The organism is Microbacterium sp. Y356 (assembly GCF_059445355.1).
Genome location: NZ_JCAIUE010000005.1, coordinates 67872 through 85099 on the forward strand (window position 1 = coordinate 67872; position 17228 = coordinate 85099).

At 63.6% G+C, this 17228-nt stretch carries 13 protein-coding genes and 2 pseudogenes; all 15 read left to right on the top strand.

Annotated elements, in window-relative coordinates; translation table 11 throughout:
• Positions 1-49: 49 nt before the first annotated feature.
• The 15 genes and pseudogenes from efp to metK all read left to right on the top strand — a co-directional run bounded on the left by efp (position 50) and on the right by metK (position 17228).
• On the top strand, positions 50-610 hold the full coding sequence (efp, locus tag AC1C2Q_RS18645; protein WP_495428919.1) for an elongation factor P: 561 nt from the start codon (positions 50-52) through the stop codon (positions 608-610).
• A 3-nt stretch (positions 611-613) separates the two neighbouring features.
• A complete protein-coding gene (gene nusB / locus AC1C2Q_RS18650; protein WP_495428920.1) occupies positions 614-1024 on the top strand; it encodes a transcription antitermination factor NusB in 411 nt (136 codons plus the stop codon).
• Between the two features lie 50 nt (positions 1025-1074).
• Positions 1075-4338 carry a DEAD/DEAH box helicase gene (locus tag AC1C2Q_RS18655; RefSeq protein ID WP_495451336.1) on the top strand — a complete coding sequence of 1088 codons (3264 nt, stop codon included), beginning with the start codon at positions 1075-1077 and terminating at the stop codon, positions 4336-4338.
• An 81-nt stretch (positions 4339-4419) separates the two neighbouring features.
• Positions 4420-5967, top strand: a complete 1548-nt coding sequence (locus AC1C2Q_RS18660; protein WP_495451337.1) for a Rieske 2Fe-2S domain-containing protein — start codon at positions 4420-4422, stop codon at positions 5965-5967.
• A gap of 155 nt (positions 5968-6122) precedes the next feature.
• Positions 6123-6656 (top strand): annotated as a pseudogene (pyrR, locus tag AC1C2Q_RS18665) (bifunctional pyr operon transcriptional regulator/uracil phosphoribosyltransferase PyrR); the annotation flags it as partial.
• Positions 6653-7618, top strand: a complete 966-nt coding sequence (locus tag AC1C2Q_RS18670) for an aspartate carbamoyltransferase catalytic subunit (protein WP_495451338.1) — start codon at positions 6653-6655, stop codon at positions 7616-7618. The pseudogene pyrR and the gene AC1C2Q_RS18670, both read left to right, overlap by 4 nt.
• The gene (locus tag AC1C2Q_RS18675) at positions 7615-8919 is read left to right on the top strand and encodes a dihydroorotase (protein ID WP_495451339.1); all 1305 of its coding nucleotides are present in this window, start codon (positions 7615-7617) and stop codon (positions 8917-8919) included. Before AC1C2Q_RS18670 ends, AC1C2Q_RS18675 begins: the two co-directional genes overlap by 4 nt.
• 2 nt (positions 8920-8921) lie before the next feature.
• Positions 8922-9425: a PH-like domain-containing protein gene (locus tag AC1C2Q_RS18680; RefSeq protein ID WP_495431656.1), complete on the top strand. Its 504-nt coding sequence runs from the start codon at positions 8922-8924 to the stop codon at positions 9423-9425.
• Positions 9422-10564 carry a glutamine-hydrolyzing carbamoyl-phosphate synthase small subunit gene (carA, locus tag AC1C2Q_RS18685; RefSeq protein WP_495451341.1) on the top strand — a complete coding sequence of 381 codons (1143 nt, stop codon included), beginning with the start codon at positions 9422-9424 and terminating at the stop codon, positions 10562-10564. The genes AC1C2Q_RS18680 and carA overlap by 4 nt, the downstream gene beginning before the upstream one ends.
• Positions 10564-13848 (top strand): carbamoyl-phosphate synthase large subunit, encoded by a 3285-nt coding sequence (gene carB / locus AC1C2Q_RS18690; protein ID WP_495428927.1) that lies wholly within the window; start codon positions 10564-10566, stop codon positions 13846-13848. The genes carA and carB overlap by 1 nt, the downstream gene beginning before the upstream one ends.
• Positions 13845-14696, top strand: coding sequence for an orotidine-5'-phosphate decarboxylase (pyrF, locus tag AC1C2Q_RS18695; protein WP_495451342.1), 852 nt, complete (start codon positions 13845-13847; stop codon positions 14694-14696). Before carB ends, pyrF begins: the two co-directional genes overlap by 4 nt.
• A complete protein-coding gene (gene gmk / locus AC1C2Q_RS18700; RefSeq protein ID WP_495451343.1) occupies positions 14689-15594 on the top strand; it encodes a guanylate kinase in 906 nt (301 codons plus the stop codon). Before pyrF ends, gmk begins: the two co-directional genes overlap by 8 nt.
• 65 nt (positions 15595-15659) lie before the next feature.
• Positions 15660-15782 (top strand): annotated as a pseudogene (gene rpoZ / locus AC1C2Q_RS18705) (DNA-directed RNA polymerase subunit omega); the annotation flags it as partial.
• Between the two features lie 25 nt (positions 15783-15807).
• Positions 15808-16017 (top strand): DNA-directed RNA polymerase subunit omega, encoded by a 210-nt coding sequence (rpoZ, locus tag AC1C2Q_RS18710; protein ID WP_495451384.1) that lies wholly within the window; start codon positions 15808-15810, stop codon positions 16015-16017.
• A gap of 14 nt (positions 16018-16031) precedes the next feature.
• Positions 16032-17228, top strand: a complete 1197-nt coding sequence (gene metK / locus AC1C2Q_RS18715) for a methionine adenosyltransferase (RefSeq protein ID WP_495451344.1) — start codon at positions 16032-16034, stop codon at positions 17226-17228.

Genomic DNA, 17228 nt, shown 5'->3' on the forward strand with positions numbered 1-17228 from the left:
CGAAACGGCGAAGTCCGACCCCTCAACAACGAAACGGAACATTCAGCGCATGGCATCCACCGCAGATATCAAGAACGGCGTCGTCCTCAGTATCGACGGGCAGCTCTGGAACGTGATCGAGTTCCAGCACGTCAAGCCTGGCAAGGGTGGCGCGTTCGTGCGTACCAAGCTGAAGAACGTCGTCTCGGGCAAGACCGTGGACCGCACTTACAACGCCGGTGCGAAGATCGAGATCGAGAACGTCGATCGCCGCGACTTCACCTACCTGTACGCAGACGGTGACGGTTTCGTCTTCATGGACATCGCAGACTACGACCAGATCACTGTCGGCGGTGCGACCGTCGGCGACGCGAAGAACTTCCTCCTGGAGAACCAGCAGGTCACCATCGCGCTGAACAACGGCAACCCGCTTTACATCGACCTTCCGGCCTCTGTCACCCTCGAGGTGACCTACACCGAGCCTGGCCTGCAGGGTGACCGCTCCTCGGCAGGCACCAAGCCTGCCACCGTCGAGACCGGCTACGAGATGCAGGTTCCGCTGTTCGTGGAGACCGGCACGAAGATCAAGGTCGACACCCGCACCGGCGACTACCTCGGTCGCGAGAAGTAAGGCGTGGGTGCCAGGACGAAGGCGCGCAAGCGCGCTCTCGACATTCTCTTCTCTTCGGATGTCCGTGGAGATGACCTCGCCGTAACACTTGCGGCAGAAGCCAAGCGCGCGGCCAGTGAGCCGGCTCGTGAGGCCTCATGGCTGTATGCCCGCGAGATCGTCGATGGGATCTCTGATCACCGCGACGAGATCGACGAGAGCATTGTCACGCACAGCCGTGACTGGAAGCTCGAGCGCATGCCGGCCGTTGACCGCGCCCTGCTGCGCATCGGCGTATGGGAGATCGTTTACAACGGCGAAGTGCCTACCGCGGTAGCAATTGATGAAGCGGTGGAACTCGCGAAAGAGTTTTCCACTGACGACTCGGGCTCATTCGTGCACGGCGTACTTGCTCGGGTGGCTCGCGCGAGCTGAGGCTGACCACCCAGCGTTCTGATGTCGGTTGCGAGGGAGAGAGTGTCTTCATGTCCGCTCCGCACATCGACGAATTTGCGCTTGCGCAATTCACTGATCGCGGGAGCTTCGAGCGAGGCCGTGCATACTTCCACGGCGGGATGGTCGCTGAGATCCACTGGAGTGCGGAATCGGACACGCTCAGCGCGAGCGTGCACGGATCGGGCGGCGCCGTATATCGCTGCACCGTGCGTCTCAAACCCGAAACCGCACTGATCGCATCGACATCGTGTTCCTGCCCGGTGCCGACCACGTGCAAGCACGTGGTCGCTGTCGTACTCGCCAGCAACGCGCAACGCGATGAGACGTCAGCCGTAGTTTCGCCTGCGACGCCAGAGCCGGCGTCTCCCGGCTGGCGCACGCTGCTGGACGGAACCTCGCCGGGAAAGAACACAACGCCCCTGGCCCTCGGTATCGAGTTGCGCTATCGCGCGGCGCGCGGCATCCACCAGTGGGCACCGCGTCCGGTGCGCCCTGCGACCGTGCGTGACCTCGCGAAAAGTGAGGGGGAGTTCCTCCTCGGCATCCGACCATTGATGCAAAGCGATGCGACCGGTGCCTGGATCCAGGGCAACGTCTCCTGGGACTCGGTACGGCGCTCTGGGGTGCAGTTCGGTCATGATCGGGTGCGGTGGTTCGCCGATCTGCTGAGCATCTCGCGCGACTCGCTGCTGTCCGGCACTGCCGGTGACTGGCTCATCCTCGATCATGTCGAATCGAGCCTGCTCTGGCCGCATCTGCGCGCTGCGGCTGCCACCGGCATCCCATTCATCTCGACGCAGAAGAGTTTCAGCGTCACGATGGCCGAAGAGGGATTCATCACCGCACAGGTCACCCGAGAAGACAGCGGAGACCTGTCCGTGGCCGCCGAGGTGGTGCTGGACGGGCAGAGTATCGACGGTGGCACTGTTCACCCGATCGGCCACACGGGTATCTTCGCCGTGACCCCGCTCGGCGCACGGGCATCGGTGACGTTGGCAGAGGTGGCGTTGAGTAAGCCTGTGCGGGCGCTTTTGGATGCAGGGGAACCACTGGCTGTTCCCGCTACAGACGAGCCTGCCTTTCTGCGCGAGGCCTATCCAGCACTGGCACGCCAGGTCGCAGTTCGTGCAGTGGGGAAGATCACACTACCCACGGTCCCCGTTCCCGTCCCGACGATCTCGGTCTCCCATCACCCCGGCGACACCGTGCGATACATATTCGAATGGACATACCGAGGATTCGGCCGCTATCCGTTCGAGTCGACGGCGGATGCCGTGCGAGATGTCGGCGCAGAATCCGCTCGCCGCGCAGAGGTGGAGTCGGTATGGGCCGAGGCGACGGGAGCGCGATTCGAGGCATCCGGCTCGTTCCAGGACGTCGAGGCTGCGGAATTCGTCACGCACATCGTTCCCGCGCTTGAGAAACACGGCATCAAGGCAGTCGTCTCCGGTAAGCGCAAGACATACACCGAGCTCAGCGGCGTGCCGGAGATCACGGTATCCACCGTCGAGAGCACCGATCCCGACTGGTTCGATCTCGGCGTTCTGGTCAAGATCGACGGCCGGAGCATCCCGTTCACTCCGCTGTTCACCGCGCTGAGCATGCGACGCACGAAACTGCTTCTCGCCGACGGCAACTATTTCTCGCTTGCCCACCCCGCCCTGGACACGCTGCGCGAGCTCATCGATGAGGCGACCGAGCTGACCGAATGGGAGGCAGGCCCACGCATCAGCAAGTACCAGACCGACCTCTGGGAAGAATTCGAGGACCTCGCCGATGAGGCGCTGCCTGCGACGAGCTGGAGGGCGACCGCTGACGGCCTGCGGGCCGCGACCGGGGTGCCTGCCACGACGCTGCCGCAGGGATTGCAGGCCGAACTGCGTCCGTACCAGAAAGCCGGATTCGATTGGCTGGCATTCCTCTGGTCGCATCACCTGGGCGGAATCCTTGCGGACGATATGGGCCTCGGCAAGACGATTCAGCTGCTCACGCTCATCTTGCACACGCGTGAGGCGGGGGAGCGGCGGCCGTTCCTCGTCATCGCACCGACTTCGGTGCTGACGACCTGGCAGGAGGAGTCAGCACGCTTCGCGCCCGGACTGCGCACACGCATCATTGACGGCACGCGCACGAAGCGAGACGCCTCCATCGCGGACATTGCTCAGGATGCCGATCTCATCGTCACCTCGTACACGCTGTCCCGCTTGGACTCCGAAGAGTACGAGGTCGTTGAGTGGGCAGGCCTCATCCTCGACGAAGCACAGTTCGTGAAGAACGCCGACACGAAACAGCACCGTGCGGTGGCGTCCTTTCGTGCTGACGTGACGTTCGCGGTCACTGGGACACCCATGGAGAACAGCCTCAGCGACATCTGGTCGCTGCTGAAGCTCTCAGCGCCTGGACTCTTCGCCTCAGCACGCAAGTTTCGCCAGGACTACATTCAGCCGATCGAGCAGGGAAAGGTGCCGGAAAACGAGGAGGGCGGCGAGTACCGTCAGCTACGGCTGGAACGTCTGCGCCGGCGCATCCGTCCGCTGATGCTGCGCCGCACCAAAGAACTCGTGGCCAGTGACCTTCCGGAGAAGCAGGAACAGCTGCTGCACGTCGAGCTGAGTCCCGCGCATCGTGCGCTGTACGACACCGTGCTCCAGCGCGAGCGGCAGAAGGTGCTCGGGCTGCTGAAGGACCTCGATCGCAACCGATTCATCGTCTTCCGCTCGCTCACGATGCTGCGGATGCTGAGTCTCGCACCCGGACTGGTAGACGAGACCGATGCGAAGCTCGGATCGCGCAAGCTGGACACCCTGGTCGAGCGGGTCATCGAATTGCACGCCGAACATCACCGCGCGCTGGTTTTCAGCCAGTTCACGTCATTTCTTCAAATGGCCGCGGCGCGACTGGAGCGAGCCGGCATCCCGTACGTCTATCTCGACGGGTCCACGCGGAAACGGCAGAGTGTCATCGACGAGTTCCGGGCGGGGGAGCAACCCGTGTTCCTCATCAGCCTGAAGTCCGGTGGCTTCGGGCTCACCCTCACCGAAGCCGACTACGTCTTCGTGCTTGATCCGTGGTGGAACCCCGCGGCCGAGGCTCAGGCCGTCGACCGCGCACATCGCATCGGTCAGGACAAGCAGGTGTTCGTCTATCGGATGATCTCTGCGGGAACCATCGAGGAGAAGGTGCTGGCGCTGCAGCAGCGCAAGGCGCGGTTGTTCACGGCGGTGATGGATGATGACGCGATGTTCGCGCAAGCGCTCACCGCCGACGACATCCGCGGTCTCTTCGAAAGCTGAGCGCGGATCACCCCGGCACAGCGCAGGGATCGTGCAGAGCCCTCTGGGTAGAATTGCAGGGTTCAGTTCAGAAGGAGTGCAATGCGGATTACGGGACTCGGCCACGCCGGGATGTTCATCGAGACGGCCGGCGGAAACATTATCTGTGACCCCGTTCTCGGACCGTCGTTCTACGGATCCTGGTTCCCGTTCCCTGACAACCGAGGGCTCGACTGGGCGAAGTTCGGCCGCGAAGCGGACTTCCTGTACATCTCGCACCGCCACCGCGATCACTTCGATATGGCGCTCCTGGAGCGCTACATCCGCAAGGACATCGAAGTACTCCTCCCGGATTACCCCATCGATGACCTCGAGCAGGACCTCCGCGCGCTGGGCTACACCAACATCACTTATGCGCCGGCGGGCGAGGTCATCCAGCGCGGTGACCTGAAGATCATGATCACCCCGCTGCGTGCTCCCAGCGATGGTCCGATCGGCGACTCCTCGCTGAGCGTCGACGACGGTACCGCCTCGATACTCAATCAGAACGATTCGCACCCGCTGGACCTGGACGCGCTGCTCAGCTTCGGCAAGCCGGATGCCTACTTCACTCAGACATCAGGAGCCATCTGGTGGCCGATGGTCTACGATCTGCCGCAGGACGCCAAGCAGAACTTCGCACGGCTTAAGCGTGAGTCGCAGAACAAGCGCGCGATGTTCTACATCGAGAAGGTCGATGCGCCGTACGTCTTTCCGATGGCCGGCCCGCCGATGTTCCTGCGGGACGATCTGTTCAAGTACAACGGCTTCGGTCTGGACAACGACTCGATCTTCACGGATCAGAAGCAGTTCCTCGCGCATCTGAAGGAACAGGCGCCGCAGTATGACGGGCAACTGTTCGTTCCCGGCACCGTTGTGACGCTGAACGGCGGCAAGTTGTCGATGCAGCAGTCGCTTTACACGGATGCTGAGATCGCCCACATCTTCGATGAGAAGTGGGAGTACCTCGAATCTCAGCGCGCCAGCCGTCAGCAGGAGATCCTCGACGAGGAAGCATCCCGTGCCGAGGTTCTTCCCCCCGCAGAGATGCTCGCTGCGATCAAGGCATGGTGGGAGCCGCTGCTGAAGAAATCCCGCACCATCCGACTCGGTGTCGGGGGAAACGTTCGATTCCGCATCGGCGATCTCGATATGGTCGTCGACTTCCCCAAGGCGAAGGTTCGCGAGTACGCAGGCGAAGAGTGCATCTACTGGTACACGATCCCCGCCGATCTCGTGTCGACCAACATCGCCGACCACGAGATCGACTGGTCGAACTCGATCTTCCTCTCGATGCAGTTCTCGGTCGGCCGCAGTGGGAAGTTCAACGAGTTCCTCACCACCTTCCTGAAGTGCCTGTCCGTGGACCGCATCGAGTACGTCGAGAACTGGTACTCCGAGCAGACCGACCAGACCGAGGATGCCGAGATCGGCGACTGGACCGTTCAGCGTCGTTGCCCGCACCTGCGCGCGGACCTCACCAAGACCGGAAAGGTCGACGAGGACGGCGTGCTCACCTGCAGCATGCACGACTGGAAATGGGATCTGAAGACCGGGAAATGCCTCAGCACGACCGGCCATGAGATCCGTGCGACGCAGTCCGCCGGTTGACTCGCCGAAAACAGGACGACAGCCCGAGATCAGGATGATTCTGCGGATTCTTCCTGATCTCGGGACAAGGTCCTGATTTCGGGAGTGGGCCGACCCGGTAGACTGAACGCACAAGCAACCTTTAACACCGTCCAGAGAGGCGGAGAAGGGAGCGGCGAATGAGCACGCGCACTGTGCTGCAAGAAGCCGATATCTCGCGGGCATTGACCCGTATCGCCCATGAAATCCTCGAGTCCAATCGGGGAGCAGCCGATCTGGTGCTGCTGGGCATTCCTACTCGAGGTGTAGCCCTCGCGCAGCGCCTCGGCGCTCTGATCAGTGACATCGCGCAAACCGCGGTTCCGGTCGGTTCGCTGGATGTCACGCTGTTCCGCGATGATCTCGCGAAGCATCCGACCAGGTCGCCTCGCCCGACGGATATCCCCGCCGGGGGCATCGAGGGTAAGACGGTCGTCCTCGTCGACGACGTGCTCTTCTCCGGTCGCAGCATCCGTGCCGCCCTCGACGCGATCCAGTCGATCGGACGGCCATCCGTGGTCCGCCTCGCGATCCTCGTCGACCGCGGTCACCGGGAGCTGCCGATCCGCCCCGACTTCGTCGGCAAGAACATTCCGTCGTCCCGCGCAGAGCGCGTCAACGTGCGCCTTCGCGAGTACGACGGCGCCGAGGAGGTGACGATCGAAGCATGAGACACCTCCTCGACACTCAGACGCTCGACCGCGAGACGGCCCTGCGCATCCTTGACGTCGCCGAAGACATGTCCGACACGCAGTCACGCGAGGTCAAGAAGCTCCCGACTCTGCGCGGCAAGACCGTGGTCAACCTGTTCTTCGAAGACTCGACACGCACCCGCATCTCCTTCGAGGCCGCTGCTAAACGTCTTTCCGCTGACGTCATCAACTTCGCGGCCAAGGGCTCCAGCGTCTCCAAGGGCGAGAGCTTGAAAGACACCGCGCAGACGCTGCAGGCGATGGGAGCGGATGCCGTCGTCATCCGTCATCCGGCATCCGGAGCGCCGCGCACGCTCGCGACGAGCGGCTGGATCTCGGCCGGCATCGTGAACGCCGGCGACGGCACACACGAGCACCCGACTCAAGCGCTGTTGGATGCCTTCACCATCCGCAAACGCCGCTTCGGCGCCGACAGCCGTGGTCAAGATCTCACCGGAATCAAGGTCGTGATCGTCGGCGATGTGCTGCACTCACGGGTCGCCCGTTCCAACGTTTGGCTGCTCGCAACGCTGGGCGCCGAGATCACTCTGGTGTCGTCACCGACCCTCGTTCCTCAGAACGTCTCGAACTGGCCAGTGCGCGTGCTCTACGACCTGGACGAGGCTCTCGCCGAGGGGCCCGACGCTGTCATGATGCTCCGCATCCAGCTCGAGCGTATGAACGCGGCATATTTCCCGAGTGAGCGGGAGTATTCCAGGCGTTGGGGACTGGATGCTGTGCGCGCAGCATCGCTTCCGAGCGATAGCATTGTCATGCACCCAGGGCCGATGAATCGCGGCCTGGAGATCTCCTCCGCAGCCGCAGATTCTCCGCGCTCCACCGTGCTGGAACAGGTCACCAACGGGGTGTCTGTACGCATGGCTGTGCTGTACCTGCTGCTTGCAGGAGAACGAAACGACGAACGAGGGGAAGACCAATGACCGAGACCCTCGTGATCACCGGCGCTCAGCTGCTTGGCGCCGCGAGCGCCGACATTGTGGTGGAGAACGGCATCATCGCTGAGATCGGCACCGGCCTCAGCCGTTCAGGCGCCCGTGTCATCGACGCTGCAGGCTTGATCGCCCTGCCCGGACTCGTTGACCTGCACACGCACCTTCGTGAGCCAGGCTACGAAGCATCCGAGACCATCCTCACCGGCACGAAGGCCGCAGCAGCTGGTGGGTTCACCGCCGTCTTCGCCATGCCGAACACTTCGCCCGTCGCGGATTCCGCAGGTGTCGTCGAGCAGGAACTCGCCCTAGGCGAGGCCGCAGGCTACGCCACGGTGCAGCCGATCGGCGCAGTCACCATCGGCCAGAAGGGCGAGCGACTCGCCGAGCTCGGCGCGATGGCCACTTCACGCGCGAAGGTCCGCGTTTTCAGCGACGACGGCTTCTGCGTGTTCGATCCGCTCATCATGCGCCGTGCACTCGAGTACGTGAAATCCTTCGGCGGCGTCATTGCACAGCACGCTCAGGATCCGCGTCTCACCGAAGGCGCCCAGATGAACGAGGGCAGCGTCTCGGCCGAGCTGGGCCTCACCGGCTGGCCCGCCGTCGCGGAAGAGTCGATCATCGCCCGCGATGTGCTGCTGGCTGAGCATGTCGGCTCGCGGCTGCACGTCTGCCACCTTTCGACGGCAGGGTCAGTCGACATCATCCGGTGGGCCAAGAAGCGCGGCATCAACGTCACTGCTGAGGTCACCCCGCATCACCTGCTGCTGACCGACGAACTCGTACGCGGCTACGACGCGCGCTACAAGGTCAACCCGCCGTTGCGCCGCGAAGAGGACGTGCTCGCCGTGCGCGAGGGACTCGCCGACGGCACGATCGACATCGTCGCCACAGACCACGCCCCGCACCCCAGCGAGAGCAAGGCCTGTGAATGGCAGGCGGCCGCCAACGGAATGGTGGGCCTGGAGAGCGCGCTGCGCGTCGTGCATCAGTCGATGGTGCAGACCGGCCTGATCGGCTGGAACGATGTTGCGCGCGTCATGAGCGCAACACCCGCTCGCATCGGGCAGCTGGAAGGTCACGGCACACCGCTAGAGGCCGGGCAACCCGCTCAGATCACCCTCTACGATCCCCGCATCGAAGGCACGTTCACCACTGCTGATCTGCACGGTCGCAGCGAGAACTCTCCCTATCTCGGTCGTGACCTGCCCGGTCGCGTCGAGTACACCATCCATCATGGTCTCGTCACCGTCGAGGCCGGCACTGTCGTCGAGGAGCTTTACGCGTGAGCATGCGTGACATCGCCATCGCCATCACCATCGGGGTCGCGCTGCTGATCCTTCTGACGATGTACCTTGCGTGGCGCCGACGTCTGCGTCGTGACTCAGTGCATGACGCCCCGCTGGGTGTTCCCGAACACGCCGAGGTTCTCGCGCGCCACGAAGTGCTCTACGTATCGACCACCCGCCACGACCAGCCACTCGAGCGTCTGGCGATCAAGCCGCTGGCCTATCGTGCGCGGGGTGAGCTCGCGGTCACCGATCGCGGCGCCGCACTCTGCTTGGATGGCTCGCCCACGGTGTTCCTCGCCTCGGCCAAGATCGTCACCGTAGATCGCGCATCCGTCACCATCGACCGCGTTGTCGAACCCGGTGGGCTTGTGCGCCTGGCGTGGAAGATCGATGACTCAACGATCGTCGACTCGTACCTGCGTGTCAGCGCCGGTGACCCCAACAACCTCATTTCAGAACTGCAGCGGCTGATCCCCGCTGATAACTCAGGAGCCACGTCATGACACTGCCTGATCCCGCCGTCCTCGTCTTAGAAGACGGCACACGTCACACGGGCCGCGCCTACGGCGCTCAGGGAACCACACTCGGCGAGGTCGTCTTCGCGACCGGCATGAGTGGCTACCAGGAGACGCTCACCGACCCGTCTTACGCCGGACAAATCGTCCTGCAGACCGCACCTCATATCGGCAACACCGGAATGAACGACGAGGACTCAGAGTCCCGACGCATCTGGGTCGCCGGCTACATCGTGCGCGACCCCTCACGCGTGGTGTCCAACTGGCGCGCCAACGCTTCTCTCGACGAGATCCTCGTTCGCGACGGCATCGTCGGCATCAGCGGCATCGACACACGCTCCATCACACGTCACATCCGATCGGCCGGCTCCATGCGCGGAGGCATCTTCTCCGGTGCGGATGCCGCGCTCGACCCAGAAGAGCAACTGCGTATTGTGCAGCAGGTGCCCGAGATGAGCGGACAGAATCTGTCGGCCCAGGTCTCGGTCGACGTCGTCACCGTGACGACTGCGCTGGGGGACCGGGTCGGAAACCTCGCCGTGCTCGACCTCGGTGTGAAGCAGGCCACGATCGACAACCTCGCCGCACGCGGCTTCGAAGTTCACGTTCTGCCGCAGAGCGCGACGATTGAGGAGATCCGCGCGATCGACCCGGTGGCCGTGTTCTACTCGAACGGCCCTGGCGACCCCGCTGCTTCCGGCGATCACGTCGCTCTCCTGCGCAGCGTGCTCGATGAGGGACTTCCCTTCTTCGGCATCTGCTTCGGCAACCAGTTGCTCGGCCGCGCGCTCGGCCTCGAAACCTACAAGCTTCCGTTCGGACACCGCGGAATCAACCAGCCCGTGCTTGACAAGGTCACCGGCAAGGTGGAGATCACCTCCCACAACCACGGGTTTGCTGTGGAGGCGCCTCTTGAGGGATCCTTCGAAAGCCCGAACGGCTACGGCCAGGTCGAGGTCAGCCACATCGGGTTGAACGACAACGTGGTGGAGGGCCTGCGTGCCCTCGACATCCCCGCGTTCTCGGTGCAGTACCACCCCGAGGCCGCAGCCGGCCCGCACGACGCCAACTACCTCTTCGACCGTTTCCGCGATCTGGTCATCGCCACCCAGGGAGACAAAAACTAATGCCAAAGCGCGACGACATCAACTCCGTCCTCGTTATCGGCTCTGGTCCGATCGTGATCGGTCAGGCTGCTGAGTTCGACTACTCCGGAACGCAGGCATGCCGTGTGCTGCGCGAGGAGGGCGTACGCGTCATCCTCGTGAACTCCAACCCGGCCACGATCATGACCGATCCGGACTTCGCTGACGCCACCTACATCGAGCCGATCACGTGGCAGGTCATCGAGACGATCATCGCGAAGGAACGTCCAGACGCGATTCTGCCCACACTGGGTGGGCAGACAGCACTGAACGCCGCGATAGAGCTGCACAACCACGGCATCCTCGAGAAGTACGATGTCGAGCTCATCGGCGCGAGTTTCGAGGCGATCAACAAGGGCGAGGATCGCCAGATCTTCAAGCAGTTGGTTCTCGATGCGGGTGCTGATGTCGCTGACAGCCGTATCGCTCACACCATGGACGAGGTTCTCGCCGGTGCCGCAGAACTCGGCTACCCGCTGGTCGTCCGCCCGAGCTTCACGATGGGTGGACTCGGATCTGGCTTTGCCTACGACGAAACCGACCTTCGCCGCATCGCCGGTGCAGGGCTCCACGACTCGCCGACCAACGAGGTGCTCCTGGAGGAGTCCATCCTCGGTTGGAAGGAGTACGAGCTCGAGCTCATGCGCGACACCGCCGACAACACGGTGGTGGTGTGCTCGATCGAGAACGTCGACCCCGTGGGCGTTCACACGGGCGATTCGATCACCGTGGCGCCCGCGCTGACGCTCACTGACCGTGAGTACCAGCAGATGCGTGACATCGGCATCGACATCATTCGCGCAGTGGGCGTGGACACTGGCGGATGCAACATCCAGTTCGCGGTCGACCCCAGCAACGGTCGTATCATCGTGATCGAGATGAACCCTCGCGTCTCCCGTTCGAGCGCGCTGGCGTCTAAGGCGACAGGTTTCCCGATCGCGAAGCTCGCCGCGAAGCTCGCGCTCGGCTACCGACTCGATGAGATCCCGAACGACATCACCGGTGTCACCCCGGCGAGTTTCGAGCCGACGCTGGACTACGTCGTCGTCAAGGTGCCGCGCTTCGCATTCGAGAAGTTCCCGGCGGCAGATGCCACGTTGACCACCACCATGAAGTCGGTGGGCGAGGCGATGGCGTTCGGTCGCAACTACGCAACAGCTCTGCAGAAGGCGCTCCGCTCGCTGGAGAAGCGCGGATCGAGCTTCCATTGGGGTGAGGAGACGCGCAGTCTCGAGGAGCTCCTGGAGATCTCCCAGACACCGACCGATGGCCGCATCGTCGTGCTGCAGCAGGCTCTCCGCAAGGGCGCTACCGTCGAGCAAGCATTCGAGGCTACTGCGATCGATCCCTGGTTCGTCGACCAGATCGTGCTGATCAACGAGGTCGCCGAGACCGTGCGCACTGCCGCTGAACTCGATGCTGAGACGATCCGCTACGCGAAGGAGCACGGCTTCTCCGACGCGCAGCTGGCCGAGATTCGAGGCATCAGCGAGGCAGAGGTGCGGAGCCAGCGTCACGGGTTCGGTGTCCGCCCGGTCTTCAAGACGGTTGACACCTGCGCCGGCGAGTTCCCGGCCCTGACGCCGTATCACTACTCGAGCTACGACTTCGAGACGGAAATTGTGCCGTCAGAGCGAACGAAGGTCGTCATCATCGGCTCTGGCCCGAACCGTATCGGCCAGGGCATCGAGTTCGACTATTCATGCGTGCATGCGTCCTTCGCACTGTCGGATGCAGGCTTCGAGACCATCATGGTCAACTGCAACCCCGAGACGGTCTCGACAGACTACGACACCTCCGACCGGCTCTACTTCGAGCCGTTGACGCTGGAGGATGTGCTCGAAGTGCTTGACGCGGAAGCCGCGAGCGGCACCATCCTCGGAGTCGTCTGCCAGCTCGGCGGACAGACGCCGCTCGGGCTCGCCAAGGGTATCGAGGCGGCTGGCTACACCGTGCTCGGCACCAGCCCGGAAGCCATCGACATCGCTGAGGAGCGCGAGCTGTTCTCTCAGCTGCTCGACTCCGCTGGCCTCGTCGCGCCGCGGCATGGCACCGCCATCGACGCAGACGGTGCGGTAGTGATCGCCGAAGACATCGGCTACCCGGTGCTTGTGCGTCCGAGCTTCGTGCTCGGTGGTCGCGGCATGGAGATCGTCTACGACACCCCGAGCTTGCGTGACTACTTCGTTCGCACGGCGGGTGAGGTCATTGTTGGCCCCGGCACACCGCTGCTCGTGGACCGGTTCCTGGATGACGCCATCGAGATCGACGTCGATGCGCTTTACGACGGCAACGAGCTGTACATCGGCGGTGTCATGGAGCACCTCGAAGAGGCCGGTATCCACTCCGGGGATTCCAGCTGTACTCTGCCGCCGATCTCGCTTGGACGGAGTGACATCGACCGTGTGCGTGTCGCCACACTTGCGATCGCCGAGGGCGTGGGAGTTCGCGGCCTTCTGAACGTGCAGTTCGCGATCAGTGCCGGAGTGCTCTACGTCATCGAGGCGAACCCCCGGGCAAGTCGCACGGTGCCGTTCGTATCAAAGGCGCTTGGCATCCCAATGGCGAAGGCAGCCAGCCGCATCATGGTCGGTGCGACGATCGACGAGCTCAAGGCCGAGGGCATGTTGCCTGTGTCGGATGGTTCGAGAGTGCCGATGGATGCCCCCGTCTCAGTCAAGGAGGCGGTGCTGCCGTTCAAGCGGTTCCGCACCAAGGACGGCAAGATCGTCGATTCCGTACTTGGGCCGGAGATGCGCTCCACCGGTGAGGTGATGGGCATCGACAAGGACTTCCCGACCGCGTTCGCGAAGAGTCAGGCTGCCGCATACGGCGGCATGCCGACGTCCGGCACGGTGTTCATCTCCGTCGCCGACGCCGACAAGCGTGCAGTGATCCTTCCCGCACACCGCCTGCAGCAACTGGGCTTCAACCTGGTTGCCACTGAGGGCACAGCCGAGATCCTTTCCCGCAACGGGATCAAAGTGCAGGTCGTCGCGAAGTACAGCGAGACGCTTGACGGCGGCGAGAACATCGTCGACCTCATCAACGATGGTGCGATCGACATCATCGTCAACACCCCCTCTGGCGGTGCTGCGCGCGCCGACGGCTACGAAATTCGAGCCGCTGCTGTGGCGGCCGACAAGGCTCTGTTCACCACGATGGCCGTCCTCGGTGCCGCAGTCAGCGCCATGGATGCTGCGGACGAGGGTTTCAACGTCAAAAGTCTCCAGGAGTATGCGATCGAACGGCAGGCCGCGCTGTGACCGAACGGTTCGGAGAGAAGGTCCGTGCAGCTCTCAGCACGCGCGGACCGCTGTGCGTAGGAATTGATCCGCACCAGTCACTGCTGGCCTCGTGGGGCCTGCCGGACTCTGCTGCGGGTGTCAGGGAATTCGGCTTGCGAACAGTGGACGCGGCCGCAGGCCGCGTCGGCCTGGTGAAGCCGCAGGTGTCTTTCTTCGAGCGCTTCGGCTCCGCCGGATTCGTTGCACTGGAAGATGTGCTGCGCGCCGCGCGTGAGGCAGAGATCCTTGTGATCGCGGATGCCAAGCGCGGTGACATCGGCTCCACGATGGACGCTTACGCGTCAGCATGGCTGACGCCGGGGTCCCCGCTCGAAGCGGATGCGCTCACGGTAAACCCGTTCCTCGGAGTCGGCGCGCTGGAGAGTACATTCGCGCTTGCAGAGTCGAACGGAAAGGGCGTCTTCGTACTTGCTGCGACGAGCAACCCTGAGGCCGCAACGGTGCAGCAGGCACGTGCTGGAGTGACCGGAACCCAGACCGTGTCTGCCTCGATCATCGAGCAGGTCAGCGCCCGCAATGCCCGCGCGACGCCCGATGGCCAGTGGGGGAGTCTCGGCATTGTCATCGGCGCGACAGTCGACTGGACAGAAGCAGGCCTTTCGGCATTCGCTCCGGCCGCACCCATCCTCGGCCCAGGGTTCGGGGCTCAAGGAGCAGGACCTGCCGACCTCATCGGACGATTCGGCGCCTCGGCGCCGATGGTCATCGTTGCCGAGAGTCGCAGCATCCTCTCGGCAGGACCTGACGGCCTTGTCGACGCAATCGAATCTCGTGCTGTGGCCTACCAGGAGGCTCTGAATGGCTGAGCGCACCGTTCCCGAAGTTGATCGCGCCGCCGCAGCCCGTAAGGCCGTGGAGCGTCGCCGTGCGCGCGCCGCCGTCAAACGCTCTCTGACCATGCGCGTCGTCGCTCCGCAGTCCGTCGCACGGGAAGCATTCGCGGATGCTGAATCAGTTGCAGGCTCGATGCGCATCACGGACTTCCTCCTCGCGCTGCCTGCCATCGGAATCGGCAAGCGCGACCGCATCCTGCTTAACCTCGACATCTCGCACGTCAAGCGTCTGGGCGGACTCGGGGTGCGCCAGCGTGCCAGTCTGATGCAGTGGCTCGACTCGCGATTCCCCGAACAGCGGCCGCGCTCGGGTCGCAGCCGGCTTCTTGTGCTGGCTGGTCCCACTGCCGTGGGCAAAGGCACGGTCGCCGCTCACGTCCGTGAACACAATCCGGAGATCCATCTCTCCGTCTCGGCGACGACACGCGCGGCACGCCCGGGTGAGATCGACGGTGTGCACTACTACTTCGTCGACGACACCGAGTTCGATCGGCTGATTGACGAGGGCGCCCTGCTCGAGCACGCCGTCGTTCACAACCGCTCCCGCTACGGCACTCCGCGGGAGCCCATCGAGGCCGCTCTCGCCGCTGGGAAGACCGTTCTGTTGGAGATCGATCTGCAGGGTGCCCGCCAGGTGCGGGCCGCAGAGCCATCGGCGACGCTCATCTTCCTGCTGCCGCCATCCTGGGACGAGTTGGTGCACAGACTCATCGGTCGCGGCACCGAAGATGAAGAGGAACGTGCTCGCCGACTGCGCTCCGCGAAGGTCGAATTGGCCGCGCAAGGCGAGTTCGATTACTGCATTGTGAACGACGACGTCGCCACAGCAGCGCGCGAGGTCGTAGAATTGTCTGAGGCAACTGCGCGCTGAGGGTATTCGCGCGCCCGCCGATTCGACTTTGCGACGATCCCGTCGCCTGATCAGGAGGTCTCACCATGGCCGGACACCACACCAAGGGCATCATCGATCCCCCCATCGCCAACCTGCTCTCCCGCGTCGACTCGAAGTACGAACTGGTCATCTACGCGTCCAAGCGCGCCCGCCAGATCAACGACTACTACGCAGACCTCCACGAGNGACAACCTGCTCTCCCGCGTCGACTCGAAGTACGAACTGGTCATCTACGCGTCCAAGCGCGCCCGCCAGATCAACGACTACTACGCAGACCTCCACGAGGGAAATCTGTTCGACAACGTCGGGCCTCTGGTCGACTCGTCCGTCGAGGACAAGCCGCTCACCATCGCGCTCCACGAGATCAACGAGGACAAGCTCCGCATTCGCCACGCTGAGTGAGGGCTGCTTCCTCGATGAGCGCACTGCGCCTTTTCACATCGGAGTCCGTCACCGAGGGACACCCTGACAAGATCTGCGACCAGATCTCTGACAGCATTCTCGACGGGCTGATCGCCAAAGACCCCGGCTCACGAGTCGCTGTGGAGACCCTCGTCACCACGGGGCTCGTGCACGTCGCAGGAGAGATCCGCACCGAGGCGTACGTCGACATCCCGACCATCGTCCGCGAGGTCGTCAACAGCATCGGCTATACCTCTAGCGAGACCGGGTTCGACGGCGATTCCTGCGGCGTGAGCATCTCCGTAGGAGAGCAGTCTGGCGACATCGCGCACGGTGTGGATCAGGCGCAGGAACATCGAGATGGCAGCTCCGTCGACGCGCTCGACGGTCTGGGCGCAGGCGACCAAGGCATCATGTTCGGCTTCGCCACGATCGAAACGCCGGAGTTCATGCCCATGGCAGGGCACACCGCGCATCGCATCGCAGAACGTCTTGCAGAGGTGCGCCGCTCCGGCGAACTCGGATTCCTTCGACCAGACGGCAAGACGCAGGTCACGCTCGGCTACGAAGGCTTCACGCCCAAGACGATCGACGCCGTCGTACTCTCCACGCAGCATCACCCTGACATCTCGCAGGAGGAGCTCAAGGAGCAGGTCAGGCGTCTCGTCATCGATCCGGTTCTAGAGAACACCGGTCTTGAGATGCCGGCAAGCGATCGCTATTTCATCAACCCTGCCGGACCATTCGTCACGGGCGGACCCAAGGGTGATGCGGGGCTCACCGGGCGCAAGATCATCATCGACACCTATGGTGGCGCTGCTCGCCACGGTGGCGGTGCGTTCAGCGGCAAAGATCCGTCGAAGGTTGACCGCTCCGGCGCCTACGCCATGCGCTGGGTGGCGAAGAACGCCGTCGCGGCCGGCCTCGCAGAACGCCTCGAGGTTCAGGTCGCCTATGCGATCGGCGTCGCACGTCCTGTTGGCCTCTACGTCGAGAGCTTCGGCACCGGCAAGGTGTCCGACGAGGCAATCACCGACGCGATCCGCGAGGTCTTCGACCTGCGGCCGCAGGCGATCATCGAAGAGCTTGACCTGCTGCGTCCGGTCTATCGTCAGACTGCGGCGTACGGACACTTCGGACGCGAGCTGCCTGACTTCACCTGGGAGCGCATCAACCGCGCTGACGAGTTGCGCCGCGCCGCGGGGCTGTGA

Excerpts from the sequence above, each read along its gene's own strand:
- AC1C2Q_RS18670 (WP_495451338.1), top strand. The coding sequence starts at position 6,653 with ATGAGACACCTCCTCGACACTCAGACGCTCGACCGCGAGACGGCCCTG.
- AC1C2Q_RS18680 (WP_495431656.1), top strand. The coding sequence starts at position 8,922 with ATGCGTGACATCGCCATCGCCATCACCATCGGGGTCGCGCTGCTGATC.
- carA (WP_495451341.1), top strand. The coding sequence starts at position 9,422 with ATGACACTGCCTGATCCCGCCGTCCTCGTCTTAGAAGACGGCACACGT.
- efp (WP_495428919.1), top strand. The coding sequence starts at position 50 with ATGGCATCCACCGCAGATATCAAGAACGGCGTCGTCCTCAGTATCGAC.
- AC1C2Q_RS18660 (WP_495451337.1), top strand. The coding sequence starts at position 4,420 with ATGCGGATTACGGGACTCGGCCACGCCGGGATGTTCATCGAGACGGCC.
- gmk (WP_495451343.1), top strand. The coding sequence starts at position 14,689 with ATGGCTGAGCGCACCGTTCCCGAAGTTGATCGCGCCGCCGCAGCCCGT.
- metK (WP_495451344.1), top strand. The coding sequence starts at position 16,032 with ATGAGCGCACTGCGCCTTTTCACATCGGAGTCCGTCACCGAGGGACAC.
- AC1C2Q_RS18655 (WP_495451336.1), top strand. The coding sequence starts at position 1,075 with ATGTCCGCTCCGCACATCGACGAATTTGCGCTTGCGCAATTCACTGAT.
- carB (WP_495428927.1), top strand. The coding sequence starts at position 10,564 with ATGCCAAAGCGCGACGACATCAACTCCGTCCTCGTTATCGGCTCTGGT.
- AC1C2Q_RS18675 (WP_495451339.1), top strand. The coding sequence starts at position 7,615 with ATGACCGAGACCCTCGTGATCACCGGCGCTCAGCTGCTTGGCGCCGCG.